This is a genomic window from Paenibacillus sp. PsM32, assembly GCF_030433815.1.
GTDB classification, from domain to species: domain Bacteria; phylum Bacillota; class Bacilli; order Paenibacillales; family Paenibacillaceae; genus Saccharibacillus; species Saccharibacillus kyungheensis.
In genome coordinates this window covers 294,222-315,205 of the sequence record NZ_JARUWY010000001.1, presented here as the reverse complement: position 1 = coordinate 315,205, position 20,984 = coordinate 294,222, and the positions used below count along the sequence as shown (strand labels likewise).

20 protein-coding genes and 1 other RNA gene are annotated in these 20,984 nt (G+C 39.0%); 12 read left to right on the top strand and 9 right to left on the bottom strand.

What is annotated here, in order from left to right; translation table 11 throughout:
* Positions 1–20: 20 nt before the first annotated feature.
* The 3 genes from pfkA (at position 21) to QCD85_RS01525 (ending at position 2,779) form a co-directional block, all read left to right on the top strand.
* The gene (gene pfkA / locus QCD85_RS01535) at positions 21–992 is read left to right on the top strand and encodes a 6-phosphofructokinase (protein ID WP_069327067.1); all 972 of its coding nucleotides are present in this window, start codon (positions 21–23) and stop codon (positions 990–992) included.
* 280 nt (positions 993–1,272) lie between these two features.
* A complete protein-coding gene (locus tag QCD85_RS01530) occupies positions 1,273–1,869 on the top strand; it encodes a TetR/AcrR family transcriptional regulator (RefSeq protein WP_273615602.1) in 597 nt (198 codons plus the stop codon).
* 28 nt (positions 1,870–1,897) lie between these two features.
* The gene (locus tag QCD85_RS01525) at positions 1,898–2,779 is read left to right on the top strand and encodes a DUF72 domain-containing protein (protein ID WP_301261443.1); all 882 of its coding nucleotides are present in this window, start codon (positions 1,898–1,900) and stop codon (positions 2,777–2,779) included.
* A 90-nt stretch (positions 2,780–2,869) separates the two neighbouring features.
* Here QCD85_RS01525 and QCD85_RS01520 read toward each other — a convergent pair whose 3' ends face one another.
* The 4 genes from QCD85_RS01520 to QCD85_RS01505 form a co-directional block, all read right to left on the bottom strand.
* Positions 2,870–4,237 carry an MATE family efflux transporter gene (locus tag QCD85_RS01520; RefSeq protein WP_301261442.1) on the bottom strand — a complete coding sequence of 456 codons (1,368 nt, stop codon included), beginning with the start codon at positions 4,235–4,237 and terminating at the stop codon, positions 2,870–2,872.
* 182 nt (positions 4,238–4,419) lie between these two features.
* The gene (locus tag QCD85_RS01515; RefSeq protein ID WP_273615605.1) at positions 4,420–5,592 is read right to left on the bottom strand and encodes a putative glycoside hydrolase; all 1,173 of its coding nucleotides are present in this window, start codon (positions 5,590–5,592) and stop codon (positions 4,420–4,422) included.
* A 256-nt stretch (positions 5,593–5,848) separates the two neighbouring features.
* Entirely contained in the window at positions 5,849–6,043 is a 195-nt protein-coding gene (locus QCD85_RS01510) for a hypothetical protein (RefSeq protein WP_204824744.1), read from the bottom strand.
* 251 nt (positions 6,044–6,294) lie between these two features.
* The gene (locus tag QCD85_RS01505; RefSeq protein ID WP_373461949.1) at positions 6,295–7,116 is read right to left on the bottom strand and encodes a YitT family protein; all 822 of its coding nucleotides are present in this window, start codon (positions 7,114–7,116) and stop codon (positions 6,295–6,297) included.
* 393 nt (positions 7,117–7,509) lie between these two features.
* Here QCD85_RS01505 and QCD85_RS01500 point away from each other — a divergent pair, with 393 nt between their 5' ends.
* The 4 genes from QCD85_RS01500 to QCD85_RS01485 all read left to right on the top strand — a co-directional run bounded on the left by QCD85_RS01500 (position 7,510) and on the right by QCD85_RS01485 (position 11,080).
* Positions 7,510–9,093 carry a DEAD/DEAH box helicase gene (locus QCD85_RS01500; RefSeq protein ID WP_273615606.1) on the top strand — a complete coding sequence of 528 codons (1,584 nt, stop codon included), beginning with the start codon at positions 7,510–7,512 and terminating at the stop codon, positions 9,091–9,093.
* Between the two features lie 208 nt (positions 9,094–9,301).
* Positions 9,302–10,168, top strand: a complete 867-nt coding sequence (locus tag QCD85_RS01495; protein WP_274170429.1) for a YesL family protein — start codon at positions 9,302–9,304, stop codon at positions 10,166–10,168.
* A gap of 122 nt (positions 10,169–10,290) precedes the next feature.
* Positions 10,291–10,480: non-coding RNA, 6S RNA (gene ssrS / locus QCD85_RS01490), on the top strand.
* A 204-nt stretch (positions 10,481–10,684) separates the two neighbouring features.
* On the top strand, positions 10,685–11,080 hold the full coding sequence (locus tag QCD85_RS01485; RefSeq protein WP_069327075.1) for a DUF1499 domain-containing protein: 396 nt from the start codon (positions 10,685–10,687) through the stop codon (positions 11,078–11,080).
* Positions 11,081–11,243: 163 nt separating this feature from the next.
* Here the strand turns inward: QCD85_RS01485 and tpx are convergent, their stop codons facing one another.
* Positions 11,244–11,762, bottom strand: coding sequence for a thiol peroxidase (gene tpx / locus QCD85_RS01480; RefSeq protein WP_301261441.1), 519 nt, complete (start codon positions 11,760–11,762; stop codon positions 11,244–11,246).
* A gap of 121 nt (positions 11,763–11,883) precedes the next feature.
* Between tpx and QCD85_RS01475 the strand changes: the two genes are divergently transcribed.
* Positions 11,884–12,567 carry a rhomboid family intramembrane serine protease gene (locus tag QCD85_RS01475; protein ID WP_273615609.1) on the top strand — a complete coding sequence of 228 codons (684 nt, stop codon included), beginning with the start codon at positions 11,884–11,886 and terminating at the stop codon, positions 12,565–12,567.
* 261 nt (positions 12,568–12,828) lie between these two features.
* Here QCD85_RS01475 and QCD85_RS01470 read toward each other — a convergent pair whose 3' ends face one another.
* Positions 12,829–13,512 carry a zinc metallopeptidase gene (locus QCD85_RS01470; RefSeq protein ID WP_301261440.1) on the bottom strand — a complete coding sequence of 228 codons (684 nt, stop codon included), beginning with the start codon at positions 13,510–13,512 and terminating at the stop codon, positions 12,829–12,831.
* A gap of 27 nt (positions 13,513–13,539) precedes the next feature.
* Complete coding sequence (locus QCD85_RS01465; protein ID WP_204825033.1) at positions 13,540–13,974, bottom strand: MerR family transcriptional regulator; 435 nt, start codon at positions 13,972–13,974, stop codon at positions 13,540–13,542.
* A gap of 478 nt (positions 13,975–14,452) precedes the next feature.
* Here QCD85_RS01465 and QCD85_RS01460 point away from each other — a divergent pair, with 478 nt between their 5' ends.
* The 3 genes from QCD85_RS01460 to QCD85_RS01450 are packed head-to-tail and all read left to right on the top strand — an operon-like array spanning position 14,453 to position 17,692.
* Positions 14,453–15,835: an ammonium transporter gene (locus QCD85_RS01460; RefSeq protein ID WP_301261439.1), complete on the top strand. Its 1,383-nt coding sequence runs from the start codon at positions 14,453–14,455 to the stop codon at positions 15,833–15,835.
* A 40-nt stretch (positions 15,836–15,875) separates the two neighbouring features.
* The gene (locus QCD85_RS01455; protein WP_441005590.1) at positions 15,876–16,958 is read left to right on the top strand and encodes a DUF294 nucleotidyltransferase-like domain-containing protein; all 1,083 of its coding nucleotides are present in this window, start codon (positions 15,876–15,878) and stop codon (positions 16,956–16,958) included.
* A complete protein-coding gene (locus QCD85_RS01450) occupies positions 16,955–17,692 on the top strand; it encodes an exonuclease domain-containing protein (RefSeq protein WP_301261437.1) in 738 nt (245 codons plus the stop codon). Before QCD85_RS01455 ends, QCD85_RS01450 begins: the two co-directional genes overlap by 4 nt.
* Positions 17,693–17,718: 26 nt before the next feature.
* Here QCD85_RS01450 and QCD85_RS01445 read toward each other — a convergent pair whose 3' ends face one another.
* Positions 17,719–18,288: a M67 family metallopeptidase gene (locus QCD85_RS01445; RefSeq protein ID WP_301261436.1), complete on the bottom strand. Its 570-nt coding sequence runs from the start codon at positions 18,286–18,288 to the stop codon at positions 17,719–17,721.
* A gap of 306 nt (positions 18,289–18,594) precedes the next feature.
* Positions 18,595–20,214, bottom strand: a complete 1,620-nt coding sequence (gene cimA, locus QCD85_RS01440) for a citramalate synthase (RefSeq protein WP_301261435.1) — start codon at positions 20,212–20,214, stop codon at positions 18,595–18,597.
* Between the two features lie 186 nt (positions 20,215–20,400).
* On the opposite strand from cimA, the gene QCD85_RS01435 reads away from it, so the two are divergent.
* Complete coding sequence (locus QCD85_RS01435) at positions 20,401–20,961, top strand: Imm50 family immunity protein (RefSeq protein WP_301261434.1); 561 nt, start codon at positions 20,401–20,403, stop codon at positions 20,959–20,961.
* Positions 20,962–20,984: the final 23 nt, after the last annotated feature.

Below are 20,984 nucleotides of genomic sequence, written 5' to 3'. Positions count from 1 at the left end.
TAACAAGGGGGCAATTTGAAATGTCAGCAGTCAAAAAAATTGCAGTACTAACAAGTGGAGGAGACTCCCAAGGAATGAATGCTGCGGTTCGTGCAGTTGTACGTAGCGCACTTTATTTCGGTCTTGAAGTATGCGGGGTTCAACGTGGATATCAGGGGTTACTAAATGAAGATATTTTCCCTATGGATCTACGTAGTGTAGGTGATATTATCCAACGCGGGGGAACAGTACTTCAGTCTGCACGTTGTAAAGAATTCATGACACTTGAAGGTCAACAAAAAGGCGCTGATATTCTGCGCAAACACGGTATCGACGGATTGGTTGTTATCGGCGGAGACGGATCTTATCAAGGTGCGAACAAATTGAGTAAATTAGGTATCAAAACAATGGCATTGCCAGGAACAATCGATAACGATATTTCGTATACAGATACAACGATTGGTTTTGATACAGCAGTAGGTATTGTGGTAGATGCAGTAAACAAATTACGTGATACGATGTCTTCTCATGAACGTGTCTCTATCGTAGAAGTGATGGGTCGTCATTGTGGCGATATCGCTCTTCATTCTGGTCTAGCTTCTGGTGCAGAAACTATTCTTGTACCTGAAGTATCGTATGATCTAAAAGAAGTAGCAGATCGTATGCATCACAACTTTGCTTGTGGTAAACGTCATAGTATCGTGATCGTAGCTGAAGGCGCAGGTCGTGGAGAAGATATTGCAGAACAATTGCATATCCATTATCCTAACTTGGAGCCTCGTGTAACGGTTCTTGGACATATTCAACGCGGTGGAACACCAACTCCTCGTGACCGTAATTTAGCAAGTCGTCTAGGAGACTTTGCAGTTCGTAAATTAATCGAAGGTGAATCCGATAAAGCTTGCGGTGTAATCAAAGGCGAAATCGTATTGACAGATATCGATAAAGTAGTAAATAGCAAAAAAGAGTTCGATCATGAAACTTATGAGCTGGCACTTCGTTTATCTCAATAATCAGTGTTATCTTTAGAAAAAAGTAAATGTTTCAATCATTAACTTTAAAAAGCGTGCTAAATCTTACGTAATCTTCGGATTGCTAATATTTGCGCGCTTTTTATTTTGTTAAAAATTGTTTTTAGATATCACTTTTGTAAAAAATATGATAAGAATTGGTAAAAATTTTGAATTAAAGATTAGAAGTAACGGTTAAATTATTGTACTATAAGGGAGTAAGTCATTTATATCCTCACTCCGTAGGAACTGGAGAGACCAACTAGAAGGGGGCTACCATACATTGGCGAGAGAAAAAGGAGCAAAAGGAAGGGAGAGCCGTTTACGTTTGCTACACGCTGCTGCTAAACAATTTGCTATTCATGGTTTTCACGAAACGAAAGTGAGTTCTATTGTTGCAGAAGCCAAGCTTTCACAACCCGCATTTTATTTGTATTTTGAAAGTAAAGATGCTGTTTTTGAGGAGTTAGTGAAGCTTTTCCATGTTCGCTTGACGACAGTTATTAATGAAAGTCGTCTTCCTGAAATCAATTCAACCGATGGGGTATTGAACCAATTATGTCATACGTTGACATTAATGTTTGATTATTTTTATGCTAACCCTTATTTAACTCGGATAGGATTTCATTTGGCACCACAATCGCAAAATATGAAACAAGAACTGGTTCAATGGGTTGAGCAGATGTTATCGGGTGAACAACGTTCTGGACAATTCAAATCTGATTTTCGGATGAATATGGTTGCAGAATGTTTGGTAGGCACGATCGAACGTATTGTATTTACACAGCTTCTTCCTGGCAAAGTTGCACCAGAACAATTAGCATTAGATATTGTTAACTTATATGTATCAGGCATTGGAATGAAACAAAGTAAAGTGTAATCGATAGAGCTAGGAGGTTCATTTTCATATGATTACTGTCGGTTTAACCGGATGGGGAGATCATGATTCTCTTTATCTAACCAAAGAAGCAAATAAGAACAAATTACCCACTTATAGCTCACTATTCCGCACCGTAGAGGTAGATAGTTCATTTTATGCGATCCAGTCCCGGCGGAATATGGAAAAATGGACCGAGGAAACACCTGGTTCTTTTCGTTTTCTTGTAAAAGCTTTTCAGGGTATGACCGGGCATTCGCGTGGCAAGATTCCTTTTGATAGTGAAGCCGAAATGTTTGAAGCATTTCGCTTATCGATTAGCACGATGGATCAAGCGGGTAAATTGATGGCTGCACTATTTCAATTTCCACCCTGGTTCGATTGTAATCGAGAAAATGTCAAAACACTTCGACATATTCGTGAACTGATGGGAGATTACCCATGTGCGCTCGAATTTCGTCATCAAAGTTGGTACACACCTGAAATGCGAGACAAAACGATCCAATTCATGCGCAAAGAAAATTGGATTCATAGTATCTGCGATGAACCACAAGCAGGAATTGGTTCTGTACCGATTGTAGAAGAAGTCACAGATCGTCAATTAACAGTCGTGCGTATGCATGGCCGTAATGAATCAGGCTGGAATTCATCGGGTCAACCGAATTGGCGAGAAGTCCGTTATCTGTATCGCTATAATGAGACAGAATTACAAGAATGGGCAGAACGCTTACAGCGATTAGAACAACAATCGGATGAAGTGTGTGTGATTTTCAATAATAATTCTGGTGGAGATGCAGCAGATAACGCCAGACAATTGATGGGCATGTTAGGACAAGAGATACCTGCTATTCCAGAAGAAAAGAAAGTAGAAATGGAACAGATTGATCTTTTCGACTGGAGTGGACAAGAATAGAAAAGCGACATTTTCCCGATTGAGGAGAATGTCGCTTTTGTTTTTTGTGATCAACGATGATTTGATATAGAGATCAAAAATGACGTAATACTATTTAGATTCAGAAGGTACAAAATGTATAGCTTGTCGTTGTACCCATAGTAAACGAGACAGCAATGTGATCGCGCCTACTGCAAGTCCTGTACTGAGACCAATCCAATATCCAAAAGCAGCATAATCGGTATAATTAGCAATCAGGTAACCGACAGGTAATCCTATAATCCAGTATGAGATAAAGGTTAAAACGAAAGCAGGATTTACATCTTTGTATCCTCGGAGTGCTCCCTGTACAGGCGTAGCAATAGCATCTGATATTTGATAAAAAGCAGCATAAATCATAAAATGAGCTATTAGATCAATCAATACAGGATCAGAAGAGTAAAGCGCTGATACCGATTGACGAAATGCAAGTAGAATCACAGCGGTGCATAATGACAAAGCAAGCGCTAAGCCAAGACCAAGCTTTGTATATTGCCGTGCATCTTTCAGACGCTTAGCACCGACCTCATAACCGACTAGAATCGTTAACGCTGTACAAATACTTAACGGTATCATATAAAGGGTTGCAGCAAAGTTCTGAGCCGCCTGATGAGCTGCAATCGTCATCGTATCGTAGTTGCTCATAAATAAAGTGACTCCAGCAAAAATAGCCACTTCAAAAAAGATTGCAAAGCCCATCGGAATACCTAATTTTAAAATTTCGCCCCAATTTTGCAAAGAAGGGGAGTGCCACCTACTAAACAACTGATCTTGGCGAAAAGGTTTTGCGATACGTATAACGAGTACGGCGATCAAAAATACACACCAGTAAGTGATCGCAGATGCTACACCAGCTCCGATTCCGCCTAATTTAGGGAATCCGAATTTACCAAAAATTAATAAATAATTAATCGCGACATTGATCGGTAACGCACATAATGTAATCATCATTGAAAATCGTGTTTGACCTAGAGCATCGATATAACTTCGCAGCACCGTGTAAGCAAATAAAGGAATAATCCCTGTAGATAAACATACGATAAAACCATGAGCCACTTCACGTACATAAGGTTCTAGACTCATCAGATCCAGAATTGGATTTAATAACAATCCACCGATAATTAGAATGACAATCGATACAACAACTGATAATAACAAAGCTTGCACTACATTAAAGCTAATTTTGGATCGTTGATTCGAACCGATCAATTGTGACACAATCGGTGTCACTGCTACTAGAATACCACTAAGTCCCGCTTGAATCGGAACCCACAGACTCGATCCTATCGCGACACCAGCCAAATCTTCTGCACTGGCATGACCAGACATATTCGTATCGAAAAAAGTCATTAAAGATAAAGCAATCTGGGTAATCAGAATAGGAAATAATATTTTCAAAAACTGACTGAACTTCTGCAACAATGTAACAGTAGGAATCATAGGCTAACCTCATTTACGATAATCAATTATGTGTATTTGAACGAACTTTCAGATAAGTCCATTAAAAAATGATTGTACAGGATATCATTTCTTTTGAATAGACAAAAAAAGAACCCGGACAATGATCCGGGTTCTTACTGATCCATAACGTATGCTCTAGTATATAAAGCACAGATTAAAGATTAATAATTAGCATTAGCGGTATAACGGTTACCGGCATTCCATAATAGATACTCGTCAATTCCTTTTTCATGCATTGCACGAATCTGGTCATTGACTTCTTTTGCACCGTATTGTGTATAATGACCGCTACCTAACCAGCTTGCTGTAAAGTCTTGAATCCATGGACGGATAATAGGCGTCTGATCACCAAGTGGTTTCAGCTTTTTCAATGTATCTTCCATAGAACCTTTAATCGTTGCATATGGGTTTTTGTCAGGATCTTTTACACCGAACCAACCTGTAGAATAGTGACTTGGATAGACCATTGGACTAATAACATCTACATTTTCTGAAATTTTGGCAAAATCTTGTCCGATACCTTCAGCAGCAGGTACAGAAGCCGCATAACCGAAAATATCTACAGATACACGTACACCCAAAGGAGCAAGCTCTTTACGAGCATATTGTACAAATTCAGCAATCACATCTACACGCGATTGTTTGGTTTTGGTAAATTTCAACTCGGATTCATGATTTTCAAATCCTTCCGGGAAACGAACATAATCAAATTGGATTTCTTTGAAGCCCATTGCTGCTGCTTCTTTAGCCAATTCAATATTGTAATCCCATACATCTTTGTTATATGGATTTACGAAGTTGTCACCTTTACCATTACTCCATACTTGTCCATTGCTTTTAACAAAAGAAAGTTCAGGATGTTTTTTGGCAAGGATAGAGTCTTTGAATACTACGATACGAGCAATAGGATAAACATCATGTTTTTTCAAGCGTTTCATCATAGCGTCTGGATCAGCGATAAATTTTTGCGGACTGCCCATTTCTTTTAACTTGGCATTTTTAGTTTGATACGTTATGTATCCAGCGTCATCTTTTAGATCAATAACCATAGCATTTAGCTCTGTTTTATCCAAAAGATCAAGCAGGGTAGTCATACGCGAACCACCAGCACTATAAGCAGTAACATAGACACCTTTTACTTTAGGCGCATCTACTTGCGGATCAATTTTGGCAGGAGGATTATCTGCATCTACCTCTGTGTTACTTAATTGACTGTGAATTGCCGCCTGGTTCAAAGCGGATTTAAGCGTAGTGGACTTAGCTGTAGCTTGTCCATCTTGTCCACCACTAAGCGTTGTCGATGCGAGCAGCATAATTGCCCATAAAATTTCCATGTGTTAGCTCCTTCTCTGTATGTATAATCATGACGTCAGAATGGATTTACTTTTTAAGTATAACGGATGTCCATCAACTGTAAAGCAACATAATTGTTACCGTTAGTGCCTAAAAATACCCATCTTCACTATTTAAACATGTAAAACCATAGCGAAACAAGTGAATGACCAATATAAGTATACAACATAAAAATGCCACTGCAATCATCTATAAAAGATGTAACAGTGACATTTTTAATATCGTTATCAATTAATCTTATTGCATGAATTGCTGGCTTTGATTTTCGCAAATACTGTGGTGGATAATTTCCATAGCATCCTCTGGTTCCAAAATACGCAACCCATCACGTAAAACGATAACAGCGTTCAATTCTTGCTGTTTTAGGGAAGGCATCATATCAGGAAACCATTTCATGACGATTTGTGACAATTTGACCGTTTCCATTTCCACAATAATCACCCTTTCCTATTCTGGAATCATTACGCTTAATGAACGAAATCATTCTGATGAGAACTTTAGGAAAAGCATGGCTGTGTAACAAATGTTAGGGACTGAACACAAACTGCAAATAATAAAAAGTAGAGGTGGCGTGTTTTTAGTCTACTATATATTACGACAAAAAGCGACTTTCAGTGTATAGCAAAACCAAAATAGTTTACATTTTTCGAATAAAAATTTTATACAGATCTAATCAATCCCAATTAGCCTTTGCGGAAAGATCCCATAACTCCAACGGTTTCGACCATATTAACAAAAGCAGCAGGATCGGTTTCTTTAATAATTCTGCGCAATTCAGCTAATTCATAACGGGTCGTTACTGTCATCAGCATATCTTTAGGCGTATGAGAAAATGCACCTTCTGCTTTGATCATAGTTACACCGCGTTGAAGAGGCATTAATTTTTCAAGCAACAAATCAGTATGGTTCGATACGATAAATAGTGTTACTTTGACATGACTGACATGAATAAGATCAAGCACTTTACCAGCAATGTAGATCGATACCATTGAAGCAAGAGCGATATTCCAGTCATTAGACCAGTAACCCATTGCAAGTACAACGAGACCATTTAATCCAACAATAACATTACCAACAGGGAAATCACGATAACGAGTAATAATAGAACCCAGAATATCGAATCCACCGGAAGAACCGCCTACTCGGAACGAAATACCAACTCCTATTCCGATCAATACACCACCAAATACAGCAGATAACAATAAATCGGGTGCTGCGGCTTCAACAGGAATAATAGTCATCATCCATGTGGTAGCTGCAACAGAAACGATACTAAGCAAAATATAGCGTTTGCCTAGCAAAAACCAACCCGCGATCAAAAGAGGTATATTGTATACAAAGTAAAGCAGACTAATATTAAGCGGTGTAAAATAACCGGTTAACATAGCAAGTCCTGATACACCACCACTTAATAATTGATGGGGAATCAGGAACAGGTTAAACGCAGCAGCTGTGAATAAGGAGCCCAGAAAAACAACAAATAGGGCACCGATTTTTTTTGACACAAAAATCACCTCGGGTTGTAAGTTAGTAAGTTATGGAAAGTATACCTGTTAATTTATAAGAAGTATCTTTCACAAAAGTAATTATATTATGATTCAGCTAGTAATCATTGTGTATTTTGTGATATAATGATTTAGATATTCTTGAGTAGGGATGTTTTGCTGAATTATGTTGACTATTCTATAAACGCAAGACTGATTTATTTCATCATAGAAACTATTGAACAAAGGTATAGTTTATACTAACTACTGAATTATTCAATAGTTCATAACAAAAAAAAGAATAAGTGGCGGTCCACAAGGCCTCCTGCGATGCAGGTATATACTACTCATTTGCTACTTAAGAATACAAACAAGTTGGTGGATTGTCCACAATATAGAAGGAGCACGAATATTTTGACTAAATTTGCAGATTTCGGGTTAGATGAAAAAGTACTACAAGCGGTAATGGAGCTAGGTTTTGAAGAATCAACACCTATCCAAGCACAAGCTATTCCAATTGCTATGAGCGGCAGTGACATGATCGGACAAGCTCAAACAGGTACAGGTAAAACAGCAGCATTCGGCATACCCCTTATTAACAAGATCGAACGTTCGGAAGATAAAATTGTAGCATTGATTATGGCACCAACTCGTGAGTTGGCGATCCAGGTAGCAGAAGAAATCGAGAAATTATCCCGCTTTAAAGGTATCCGTTCATTGCCAATCTACGGTGGACAAGATATCGTTCGTCAGATCCGCGCTTTGAAAAAGAAACCTCAAATTATTATCGGTACACCTGGTCGCTTGCTTGACCATATCAACCGTAAAACAATCAAACTAGATGATGTACAAACTGTAGTATTGGATGAAGCAGATGAAATGCTTGATATGGGTTTCATGGAAGATATCCAATCTATTTTGAAACAAGTTCCAGAAGAGCGTCAAACAATGTTGTTCTCAGCAACTATGCCTGCTAACATCAAGCGTTTAGCGCAACAATTCTTGAAAAACCCTCAACATGTTTCTGTAATTCCAAAACACGTTAGCGCACCTTTGATTGATCAATCTTATATCGAAGTGAATGAGCGTCAAAAATTTGATGCATTGTCTCGCTTGTTAGATATGGAATCTCCAGAGCTAGCAATCGTTTTCGGACGTACAAAACGTCGTGTTGATGAGTTAGCAGAAGCTTTGCAAAAACGTGGCTATACAGCAGACGGTTTGCATGGTGACTTGTCTCAGAACCAACGTGATAGCGTTATGCGTAAATTCCGTGATGGTAGTATTGATGTTCTAGTTGCTACAGACGTAGCAGCACGTGGACTTGATGTATCTGGCGTAACTCATGTTGTTAACTTTGACTTGCCACAAGATCCAGAAAGTTATGTTCACCGTATCGGTCGTACAGGACGTGCTGGTAAAGAAGGCGCAGCTTACTCTTTCGTAACACCACGCGAATTAGATCATTTGCACTTTATCGAGCGTGTAACGAACCAAAAAATCGCGCGTAAACCTCTACCATCTTTGGCAGAAGCGATTGAAGGTAAACAACGTATTACAGCTGAGCGCTTGCTTGAGCTAGTACAAGACGATACAACTCCTTTGAACGAATACAAAGGTATTGCTATCCAATTGTTAGAACAATATGATTCTGTGAACTTGCTTTCAGCAGCAATCAAATTGTTAACTGGTGAGAAAAAAGACGCACAGGTTGACTTGACTCCTGAAGATCCAATTCGTGCAAAACGTCGTAAACCTGATGTTCGCTCTGGTGGACGTAAACCAGGTGGTAGCTATAACCGTGGTGGAAGTAGCACAGGCGGATACAAAGGCAACAGCAGCAGTGGCGGACGCGGTGGATACAGCAGCGGCGGAAGTTCTAGCGGTGGCGGATACAAAGGTAACAAAGATGCTGGACGTGATCGTAACAAACCACGTACAACTAGCAGCGAAAACCGTCGTCCAGCTCCAAAACGTGACGATTCTTTCAACGCATAATTAAAATAAATACAATATAGATAAGAGAGTCAGGTCTAATCGCCTGACTTTCTTTTTTTGTTTTACAAGAAGGAGAAACCTTCAATTCTCGTACATACTTAATAGGCACTGGTATTATAATGAAGAGTTAGGTATATTTAATATATGTAGGTTCAGAGAAAATAGGCATAGAACCAAATGCTGATGCAGACGTGAGGGGGAAATTGATTTGGAATTTAGAGGGGTAATGGGTGGAATATACAGGCTATCCGAGTGGATTATGCGCTTGGCAGGTAGCAACCTATTATGGGTAATTTGTTCTTCACCATTTTTGTTTTTTCTAGTCATGCGATTTATTTTCGGTCAACCAGGGTTTACGGCTAATGATATTCTGCAAGCCAATTGGGGAATGGGCATTATGGCACCGTTCACTTTGTTTCCAGCTACAGCGGCTCTGTTTACCGTTGTACGTAAATGGGTGATGGGTGAAGGGGATGTATCTGTTTTTAAAACGTACTTTAGAGGATATAAAGAAAATTATAAACAAAGTATGCTAGGCGGATTTTTCTATACTTTATTGTTTATTATTATGTATGTCGATTATACCGTCTATATGAACCAATTCCCGAATCTTCAACTACTTGGAATTGTGATGTTAATTTTCTTGTTAGTATTATTTGTATCATTATTTAATTTCTTTGCGATGATTGCTCATTATCATATGAAATTAAAAGATATTATCAAAAATGCAATTTTACTATCTATCGTCAGACCATTTCGCTTATTCTCTACATTACTAGGGACAGTAGCGTTGTTGTTTATCGGTACAAAGTATCCGGTATTGTTTGTATTCTTTTTAGCTTCAGGTATCGCCTGGTTCGCTTTCTTTAACTTCTATGGCATGTTCCTCAAAATGCAAGAACAGTCTGAGAAGCAAGCACTAGCAGATGAAGAAAAAGAATTAAAAGCAGACGAACAATTAGCGATTGGAGATCAGTCTCCTAACGAGCAAGCGCAACAGATTAATGTTGAAAAACAGCCTACTTCGATGAACGAGAACGTCAAAAAAAGTTTGACCAAAAATAAAGAACGTTAACATAGCGAAAACAATACACGGATTATCTATCGATTTCCCTCTGTATTATGGTATAAAAATAGGTATCAGGAAAAAATTGGTGTAAAGGTTTACATTTCTCCCTACCAGGTTTATAATGAATTTACATCCTGCAATGTACGTTTTGATTATCTGTTGTTTTGAACCAATAACAATGTCTTGGGAGATTCAAATTGAACTGTAGCTGACCAGCCCTATCCATTGGATGCGGGGACTTCAAAAACAGTTTTGCGATCACCCACCTGCTACGCAGGTTCGAAGACAATGTAATCAGACGGCATATGCGGGACTTTTTAGTAGATTCATCAGTAAGCAAGAAGTTGGTGTAATGTGAATGATCGAAACATTGAATACGAGAGCGCTCTAGCTACAGTTCTGAATCAGAATTGATAGAATAGGGCGTTTTTCGTGTGCGCTTACATAATATTAGTTTTATTATTCATATACTAATGATACACTTAGAATAAGGTAGGCTTTACATGTAAAGGAGGAAAAATCTTGTCGTTAAAAAGAACATTAGTGGGGATTATACGTAGCCAAGAAGGAACTGGCGATCGTGCCAAAGATCCTCAAATGAAAACAAGATATTACAATCTATCCCGCGAAAGAGCATGGGAAGAGGTTTCTTCAACACTCAAAAAAATTCCGGGTTATAAAGTATTACATGAGGTTCCAAGTGTAGGCGAAATTATACTGGAGAAAAAAACAGGTTTTGGACGCACAATGGATATTACGGTATCGATTGTATCGGTAAGCCCTGTGCGTAGTGCGATCGATATTTATTCAGCTTCTCGTGGATCATTAGGTGATCTGGGAGCGAATTATCGCAACATCCTGAATCTTTTTGGTTCTTTGGATAAAAAACTAGCACAATACAAAACAACCAGTACTTAATGAAGCCAGATGCTTCATACATACGTATTTGGTATACTATTTAGAAAGAAGCTTCCTACTCACATCATATGTGAAAAGGAAGCTTCTTTTTTTGGAACGTTACCGAGATTGTATCGTAATACTAAGAATTAGCACTTTTAGCGTACAACCTATCATAATAATACTATAGTAGATTTTTTACAGCTTCCACAGCTTGATCATAGTCTGGATGTTCTGCCATTTCTGGTAAATATTCAACGTATTGAATAACATCATTTTGATCAATCACAAAAATAGAACGCATATCGATCACAAATTCTTTAATCAATACACCATAATCTTTACCAAATGAATTATCACGATAATCGGATAATGTGATCACTCGATCTACTCCAGCGGCACCACACCAGCGTGCTTGAGCAAATGGAAGATCAGCACTGATGGTCAGCACAATTACATCGTCACCAAGTTCAGAAGCGGCTTCATTAAAACGACGTGTCTGTGCATCACATACACCTGTATCCAAAGAAGGAACAACACTGATTAGTTTTACTTTACCTGCATAATCGCTAAGTGTGGATTGTTCAAGTAGGTTTTTACTAAGATTGAAGTCAGGCGCTTGATCGCCTACTTTAAGTTCAGGCCCAATAAGTGTAATAGGATTTCCTTTGAAAGTAGCTACACCTGTACGTTCTTGTACCATATCATATTGCCTCCTTATTCATTGCTATCATTTCGCAATCGTAACCAGAATTCATTATAATAGAGTAAGGGTAATAAATCAAAAATGCGATTCACTATTATATTCAGTAAAGGAAGATCTTATGTTATTTGTCCGTTATGAGAATTGGAAAAGTTTTTTACGGTATTATCCAGTCACTTCGTTGATTTTATTGATTAATCTGGCAGTGTTTATCTTTTTGAGCTTTAACGGTGGTTCTACGAATCCACAGACGCTAGCCGATTATGGTGCTGTCACAAATGTACCTATGTATGATCAATGGTGGAGAGTCATTACAGCTATATTTTTGCATAATGGATTCAGTCATTTGTTATCAAATAGCTTTGGACTGATTGTATTTGCGCCTCCATTAGAACGTTTAATTGGAAGCTGGCGTTATGTGGTTCTATATATGGCGAGTGGTATTATCGGAAATGTAATCAGTTTGGAATTATATCAACAATCCGGTAATAGTGTGGTAGCTGTTGGTGCTTCAGGAGCAATCTATGGCATCTATGGAGCATTTTTGTATATAGCGTTGTTCCAGCGTCAGATTATGGATGAGGCTTCTCGTAAGACGATGTACACGATTTTGGTACTAGGGCTTATTTTCACCTTTGTTGTTCCTGGTATCGGCATCTGGGCGCATGTAGGTGGGTTAATAGCAGGATTCTTTATTTACGGATTGATGTTGAGATTAACTGGCTTGCGAGGAAGATGGAGACGTCTAGCAGAAGCGTATGCCAAAGCACTGTCTGAACAAGAAAATCAGAACAAGATTGAATAATGTTTAATAGTATCTGCACAATGGATGGATGTAACATTCACTAAGGTGTAGATAGAGGCATAAGCAATGTGAAAATCAATAAAGTGTACTGTTGTTTATAATAAGGCTGAATAAAATATACAATTTATACAGATATAATTAACCAGCAATGTTAAAAAATAAAATAATAAATAAGAAAACCCACTTTTGTTTAAACAAAAGTGGGTTTTTTTAAATCGATTTGCGATTTTGTATGATTCGTAGGATCACGATATTGTTATATTAGTCGCGGTTACCAGCGAACATAAATACAAGACGTAACAATTCAAGTACAGATAGCAATGCAGCAGCTACATACGTAAGAGCAGCAGCATTCAATACTTTACCAACACTACGTTCTTCTTCGTTAGTCACATAACCTTCAGCAACCATAATATCTCTCGCACGATTACTAGCGTTAAACTCAACAGGTAAAGTAACCAATTGGAATACAACAGCAGCCGAGAAGAAGATAATACCAAGTCCCAAAAGACTAAATGAACTGAAAATAGCACCTGCAATAATTAAGAATGGTGCGATACCGGATGTGAAATTAACAACCGGGAAGATACGGTGACGAAGTGCAAGCATTGGATAATGCGTTTTGTGTTGAATCGCATGACCAATCTCGTGACAAGCTACAGATACAGCCGAAATACTGTTTTGGTAATATACATCTTCAGAAAGACGTACCACCCGATGAACAGGATCATAATGGTCGCTTAGCGAGCCACGTACAGGTTCGATAGGAACATCTTGTAGACCGTTACTATCTAACATATGACGAGCTGCTTCATAGCCGGTAAGACCTCGTGCATTGGGTACTTGGGAATATTTCTTAAATGTACCTTTAACTCTAAATTGTGCCCAGATGGTTAATCCAAACGCAAGAATAATTAAGATCCAAAAGAAAGCATTAATACTCATTTCTCATTCCTCCATAGTATAGACAAATTACATCATGCCTGAACTTTGACCTAGCAGGAATTTTAACGCCTCGATACAGGCGGCACTTTGAGGAATCAGATTAACAAATGCACGTTTGGCTTGATTAGGCTTCATTTGCGAAAGTAAAGGTTCGAGTTCACGTACTTCACGTTGTAATTGAAGCATGTGTTGTTCCAACTCGGTAAGTCGCTGCGTAACCTGTTCTTCGTCTGAAACCCGATCCCAGGCGTGCAATTTATCTCTAATTTCATCAAGAGTGTATTTATCCTGCTTTAACTTTGTTATACGTTCCAAGCGTGTTAAGGTTTCAAAACTATAGAGCCTATAGTTTTTTAAGGAACGACTTTCTGGTTGTATTAATCCGAGCTTTGTATAGTAATCTACTGTTCGCTCACTAATACCGGCAGTCTTGGCTAATTCGCCAATCCGGTAAAGCTTCATATCCCCAAGGTATCCACCCCCATTTATAGTCATGATCAAAACAGGATCCCTTGAGTTTGCATCCTGTTTGTTTATATTACAGGAATACAAACGTTACAGTCAAACCATACAGTTTCACGTTATGCTTACTTTTACATATTCTGTAATTATTGATTAGGTACCTTATCAATGAGTATAACCATTGTCCCTTAAATTTAGATGAAAATGATCTGAATACTATATAAGTACTATAAATAAAGGCATTAAAAATAAATATTAAAAAGATCATCACAACTAGCATCTAAACAGCTCAAAAGCTTGATGAATATAGACTTTGACGATGTTAAACGGTGAAGAATTAAAGAATCTATAGATGTAACAAAAAAAGTATTTTCAAAAATTGAAAATTAACTCTTGTCATTCTTTCATTATTCTGATTATAATGACATTAAGGATTTCACGACATGTGAAGTAATATTACATAAGGAGAGTGGGTTATATGAGAAAAAAATGGGCCGTTATGGGGTTAGCGGCATCAACCCTTCTTGCTTTTCCATTAAGTGCTTTTGCAGCAGCTGAGGTAACAACAGCTGAAGTATCCACAGGGTTAAACACATTCTTCGTGTTCCTTGCGTTCGCACTGGTGTTATTCATGCAAGCTGGTTTTGCACTGTTAGAAGCAGGTTCAGTCCGTATGAAAAATGCTGGACACGTTGCAGGTAAAACAATTCTTACACTGGGTATTGCACTAATTGCTTTCTGGGCTTTTGGATTTGGTCTTGGATTTGGTAATGGTAATGGATTTTTCGGTTATGAAGGATTTTTCTTAAGTGGTGAAGGAATGATGGGGTCCTTTGATGCACTATCTGGACTCGGTATTCCGATCTCGATGATGTTCCTTTTCCATCTTGCCTTTGCAGCAGTATCTTTGTCAATTGCTTTTGGCGGATTTGCTGAACGTGCGAAGTTGAGTGTGTATATTATCTTCGGTATTTTATTTACAGTTATTATTTATCCGATCATTGCTCACTGGGTATGGGGTGGCGGATGGTTAGGCGCTATGGAAATGCAAGATTATGCAGGTTCTACCGTTGTCCATTTGACAGGTGCAACAGCAGGTCTAGCCGCTACATTAATGCTTAAACCACGTCTTGGTAAATACAATAAAGATGGTAAGCCTAACATTATTCCAGGTCATAACCAAATTTATTCTGTAGTCGGAGTATTTATTCTCTGGTTCGGATGGATGGGCTTCAACCCGGGTAGTGCGTTATCTACATTAAATGATGGATTCTTCACTTATGTTGCGCTAACGACTAACCTTGCAGCAGCAGCGGGTGGTGTAGCCGCTCTATTGATCTCATGGGTTGTTTTTGGTAAAGCAGATATTCCAAGTATGTTAAATGGTGTACTGGCTGCACTTGTAGCAATTACTGGTTCTTGTGCTTTTGTCGAAGTATGGGCAGCAATCGTTATTGGTCTGGTAGCTGGTATTGTTACCTTCTTTACATCACAATGGTTTGAAAAAGCAGGAATCGATGATCCAATCTATGCATTCTCTGTACATGGTATTGCAGGGATGTGGGGAGCTATATCTACTGGATTCTTCGCTACACCAGAATTAGTAGAAAAAACAGGCGTAGGTTCGCCAGGATTGTTCTACGGTGGTGGATTCCATCAGTTGGGTGTTCAGTTGTTAGGTATGATCGGTACATTTATCTTTGTTCTAGTGATCTCTCTTCTTATCTTATGGGTGATGAAGTCGATCAACGGTATCCGTGTTACTGAAGAAGAAGAAATGATGGGCTTGGATATTAGTGAACATGGTTCTTATGGTTATCCTGAGCAAATGAGAGCATTAGGCGAAGACGCGCGCAAATAACGCTCTTTTCTCCAACATCATGAAGAAAGAGCAGTAGGGGATGAAGCTGATGAATGAACATTCTTTTGATCTTCCCTTGCGCGATCTTGCCGATGCTGATACTCCGCAATTATTGAAAGAAAAGCGCATATCGATGCAGACCGAATTGTATCAAGCTTTGCCTGATAGCGATACACGCCAATGGGTGAAGCAGGTCAATGAGATGCACGATCATGTGATGCAACAGGCAGTTATCATTTGTGAAAAACAATTGAGTGAGGCGGGCTACGGTCCGCCTCCTGTTGCATATTCTTTTATTGTTTTCGGTAGCGCAGGGAGATTGGAATCCACATTGTGGAGTGATCAAGATAACGGATTGATCATAAGTGATGAACCTCATGAGGGCAAAGAGACTTATTTTAAGCAATTTGGAAGTATGCTTGCCGATATATTAGAAGCTATAGGGTATGAGAAATGTCAGGGTAAAGTCATGTGCTCTGAACCGATGTGGCGCAAAACACTAACCGATTGGCGTACGCAATTGAATAGTTGGCGTAATGATCTGAGCTGGGAACCTGTTCGCAATTGGATTATCGCTTCGGATATGCGTCATATGGCAGGCGATGAAGAACTTTCAGCGGCATGGTTAGATACATTATATAGCGGTGTGAAAGAAACACCACAGTTGCCTGCGGCGGTACTTCGTAATACGGTTCGTCACAAAGCTACACTTAATGTATTAGGTCAGGTGGTTGCAGAACGATTTGGAGAACATGCAGGTGATTTTGATGTGAAATATGGTATCTATATTCCACTCGTAAATGCATCACGCTATCTGGCGTTACAGCATGGTATCTATGAATCGTCTACATTGAAGCGATTAGAGCGATTAATCCAATTAGAAGCGGCTACGTTATCATTGCTTGAAATGATGCAAGAAGCTTTTTTGACAGCACTTCGTATGCGCAATTCAACGCCTGTACAAATAGTCGATGGATTGTATATTAGTACTGGATTTATGCCCCAAAAAGATTGGAAACAACGACCGTTTTTTCATGAGCTTCGAGATAGTCTGGGAACGGTTAAAAAAGCACATCGTGTGCTTCAACGGCAATTACGCTTTTTAGAAAGGAGACGCTTATGAAAGAGCCAGTGAAAACAGCGAACAATGGTTTTTGGAGAAGTCTGCGTAGTGGTGGGGTTCCATCTGCTATTGCTTCCGTATTCGGTGCGCCTTCTGCACAGCAAATGGCATTTATAAGATCTCTTTCTCGTGAACAGCGTCGCCCTGAAGTATTGTATATGCCACTGAACAAGCTAGAAACCGTCGTTTTCGATTTGGAGACGACGGGATTTCATGCGCAACATGGAGATGAAATATTATCGTTTGGAGCAGTCAAAATGATCGGTGACCAAGTAACAGACGGACACTTTTATACTTTGGTCAATGCCAAAACAAGTGTACCTGAGAATATTACAGAACTTACTGGTATTACCCAGGAAATGATTGAAGGAGCACCATCGTTGATAGATGGTTTGCATGATTTTATGGCTTTTGTCGGGAGATCGGTATTGATCGCTCATGGTACAGGTCATGATAAAGCATTTCTAAATGCAGCATTGTGGAAAACATCCAAAATTCAATTAACACATCGGATACTGGATACCATGATGATTGGTAAATGGCTCAAGCCTTCACTTGGTAGTTACGGATTAGATGAATTATTGGAAGAAGCACGTATTCCAATTACACTTCGCCATCATGCACTAGAAGATGCCAAAATGACGGCATCTTTATGGGGAGAGTATCTTCGTCTAATGCGTCACAAACAGGTGGATACACTGGAAGATTTGTATGCTTATTTGAGTAATTTTTAAGATTGATTTCAAAAAGTCAGTATGATTTAAAATAATTGTAATGTAGAAGATTGCAATGTATACCAAGGCAGTTGGGATGTATTGGTATCTGTTAGCGAAGTAGGGATTGCATAATAACCTGCTATCGTAAAAGGTTGCGTATGCTCAGGATATACGTCGTCTGAATAATGTTGATGCATATTCGATATCCATTGCTGATTCAGCACTTGTCTATGATCTACCCAGGAAGTAGAGGGTGATCCTATCAGATAGATAGGAGTCAAAGCACCAAATGACTGTAACTGATGAAGATCGGTTGACGAAGGAATTGGAGCTGACAAAGGGTGAGAGTGAAAAATGCCGATCAGATCAGACTCTTGATAACAACATTGAACCCATTCAATAGGGTCAAAAAGGAAGTGGTGCAGCGGGTCAGGTGCAACGTTGCGTAACTTCCGATAGGATTCGATGCGCATACCGCCCGCTGCTTTTCTACCGAGCAAGACCCCGCAGACTTCTGAGGATAGAGAGCTATTCATATGGTCGGTCAGTAGCTGTAGGGCTGTTGGACGAATAAAAATGGTAGTTTCTCTATCAGTGCACAGCAGGTCTGCCATTGTATTTACCCCTCTCTTTATTAGACTCTCCATACGCTATGGGGAGTCACTTTTTTTATTGTGTTGTGTATAGTCATTATCATTAGAAGGAAGTCATAAAATAAGGTTCTAGAAGCATATCTCAAAAAGATATACGATCCAGAACCTTATTTTGATATAAATTATACAAATTATAAATTCTAAATACAGATATCGATTACAGGCATACGACATAGTAGCTTATCATAATGAGAGCCTTTAATAACGTCTTGTAACGCTATGAAGCATTACAGTGCGAAGTTATCTTGAAGATACGTACATTCATAATTAATGATTAACGATCCCATGAACAGAAGGGCCATTCGAGACACTCTGATCCGGTAAAGCTTGACCAATCAATGCATAACGAATACTGTCTACCAATGCTTCCCAACTGGCTTCGATAACGTTAGCAGATACGCCGACCGTACTCCATGTGTTGCTCAAATTCTGCGATTCGATCAATACACGAACTTTAGAAGCGGTTGCGTCGGCTTCATCCAATACACGAACTTTATAATCGGATAGATGCATTTCACGCAAATTCGGATAATGTTCAACCAAAGCTTTACGAAGTGCATTATCCAGTGCATTTACAGGTCCATTACCTTCTGCGGCTGTATAGATACTTTCTCCGCCGATTCTGAGTTTGACAAAAGCTTCAGACACAACAGCAGACCCTGCATTTTTTTCGACTAACATTTTGAAAGATTCAAAAACAAATAACTCTTTGATCTCACCATTAGCTTCACGTAACAGCAATTCAAGAGAAGCGTCTGCACCTTCAAATTGATATCCTTGATGCTCCAGATCTTTGATTTTACCGATGATCTGTTTGGTGTTTTCATTTTCAGGGTCAAGGATTAGATCCATTTCTTTTGCTTTGGAAAGGATATTGCTTTGACCTGCTAATTCAGAGACGAGAATACGTTGTTTGTTACCGATTTTCTCAGGTTCGATATGCTCATACGTTCTAGAATCACGCAAAATAGCGGAAACATGTATGCCACCTTTGTGAGCAAATGCAGCATTACCTACATAAGGCTGATTCACAGGCATATGCACATTCGCAATTTCACTGACATATCGTGCGGTGTTGGTAAGTTGAGACAATTGATCATTGCTGATGCAGGTGTAATCCATTTTCAACTGTAATGTTGGTAAGATCGAACACAGATTAGCATTACCACAACGCTCACCATATCCATTCATCGTACCCTGAATTTGTCTTGCTCCGGCTTGAACAGCGCTTAATGTATTAGCTACAGCTAGTTCGCAATCGTTATGTGTATGAATTCCTAGAGGAGCGCCGCCTAGTTCAAGATTTAATCTGGATACGATTTCATAAATTTCATGAGGAAGTGTACCACCATTCGTATCGCACATAGTCAACCAATCAGCACCAGCTTCACGCGCAGTGCGCAATACGGATACAGCATATTCAGGATTGTTTTTGTATCCATCAAAAAAATGCTCGGCATCAAAAATCAGTTCCATGCCTTGTTGCTTCATGTAGGAGATCGAGTCTGCTATCATCGCTAGATTTTCTTCGAGTGTCGTCTGAAGTGCAGTATGCACATGGAAATCCCATGATTTACCGACCAATGTAGCTGCTTGTGCACCTGATTCAATCATCCGTTTGAGGTTATCGTCCTGATGGGCAACACTCCCCTTGCGACGTGTACTACCAAATGCTGTGATTTTGGCGTTCAGTCCAAGTGTTTGTACTCGTTTGAAAAACTCGATGTCTTTACCATTACTGCCTGGAATACCGCCTTCAATATAATGAACACCAAGCTCATCAAGTTTTTTGGCAATTTTGAGTTTGTCATCTGCGGACAAGCTGATCCCTTCACCTTGAGTACCATCACGAAGCGTAGTGTCGAAAATCGATATGGACTTTGACATAATGGGGAGTCCTCCTTCATTTGTGCAAAAAAATGAATACTTGTTTTTTAGTGTTTCGTTAATCATTTGTGAAGTGGGGTGTCAATAAAGCATTGTTTTTTAGTATAATTTATTATTATATCACCTGACTCATGTAAGGGATACGATAATTTTGATTTTATTTAGTTTACTAGGAGGCATTACAACATGCAATTACATATTCAAAAAGTTGAACAAAATAACAAGGTATTCACACTTTATTATACGTCTGAACAACCATTACCTTTTGATCCACACGATGTAGTGATGGTATCTGCGGGTGATTATGTTGTAGCAAGTGTACGTGAATTAACAGCAGATCATATTCAATTATACATTTCAACAGATGAGCCGCTAGAATGGGGCGACCAAATTGTGATTCAATTGGCATTTTCGCCAACCGTATCGATTGTAGGTAGCAAAGATATTATTGCAACATTGGGTCATTTCCCTGATTTTGAACATGGAGTCATTACCGATCATCATATTGGCAAAGATCAGGTAGAGTTAGATGTTCAATTGGCAGAACCTTTTGCAGATCATACAATCAAGCTTACGTTTTTAGAAGCGACAGAGATTGAATTTTCTGCACCGGATGTAGAAAAAAATGAAATCGCTGAAATGGATTTTCGCTATGATGAGACATTAATGGTGGTTGATATTGAAGCTGCACAAGGGATGTCAGGAAGTTTCTTCTGTGGCGGAATCAAAGCCGAATTCAAATCATAAGGTGAGTTGAAAGTGACAGTAGA

Excerpts from the sequence above, each read along its gene's own strand:
- QCD85_RS01450 (WP_301261437.1), top strand. The coding sequence starts at position 16,955 with ATGAAAGAGCCAGTGAAAACAGCGAACAATGGTTTTTGGAGAAGTCTG.
- QCD85_RS01435 (WP_301261434.1), top strand. The coding sequence starts at position 20,401 with ATGCAATTACATATTCAAAAAGTTGAACAAAATAACAAGGTATTCACA.
- QCD85_RS01515 (WP_273615605.1), bottom strand. The coding sequence starts at position 5,592 with ATGGAAATTTTATGGGCAATTATGCTGCTCGCATCGACAACGCTTAGT.
- QCD85_RS01470 (WP_301261440.1), bottom strand. The coding sequence starts at position 13,512 with ATGAGTATTAATGCTTTCTTTTGGATCTTAATTATTCTTGCGTTTGGA.
- cimA (WP_301261435.1), bottom strand. The coding sequence starts at position 20,214 with ATGTCAAAGTCCATATCGATTTTCGACACTACGCTTCGTGATGGTACT.
- QCD85_RS01520 (WP_301261442.1), bottom strand. The coding sequence starts at position 4,237 with ATGATTCCTACTGTTACATTGTTGCAGAAGTTCAGTCAGTTTTTGAAA.
- QCD85_RS01455 (WP_441005590.1), top strand. The coding sequence starts at position 15,876 with ATGAAGCTGATGAATGAACATTCTTTTGATCTTCCCTTGCGCGATCTT.
- pfkA (WP_069327067.1), top strand. The coding sequence starts at position 21 with ATGTCAGCAGTCAAAAAAATTGCAGTACTAACAAGTGGAGGAGACTCC.
- QCD85_RS01475 (WP_273615609.1), top strand. The coding sequence starts at position 11,884 with ATGTTATTTGTCCGTTATGAGAATTGGAAAAGTTTTTTACGGTATTAT.
- QCD85_RS01460 (WP_301261439.1), top strand. The coding sequence starts at position 14,453 with ATGAGAAAAAAATGGGCCGTTATGGGGTTAGCGGCATCAACCCTTCTT.
- QCD85_RS01465 (WP_204825033.1), bottom strand. The coding sequence starts at position 13,974 with ATGAAGCTTTACCGGATTGGCGAATTAGCCAAGACTGCCGGTATTAGT.
- QCD85_RS01445 (WP_301261436.1), bottom strand. The coding sequence starts at position 18,288 with ATGGCAGACCTGCTGTGCACTGATAGAGAAACTACCATTTTTATTCGT.
- tpx (WP_301261441.1), bottom strand. The coding sequence starts at position 11,762 with ATGGTACAAGAACGTACAGGTGTAGCTACTTTCAAAGGAAATCCTATT.
- QCD85_RS01525 (WP_301261443.1), top strand. The coding sequence starts at position 1,898 with ATGATTACTGTCGGTTTAACCGGATGGGGAGATCATGATTCTCTTTAT.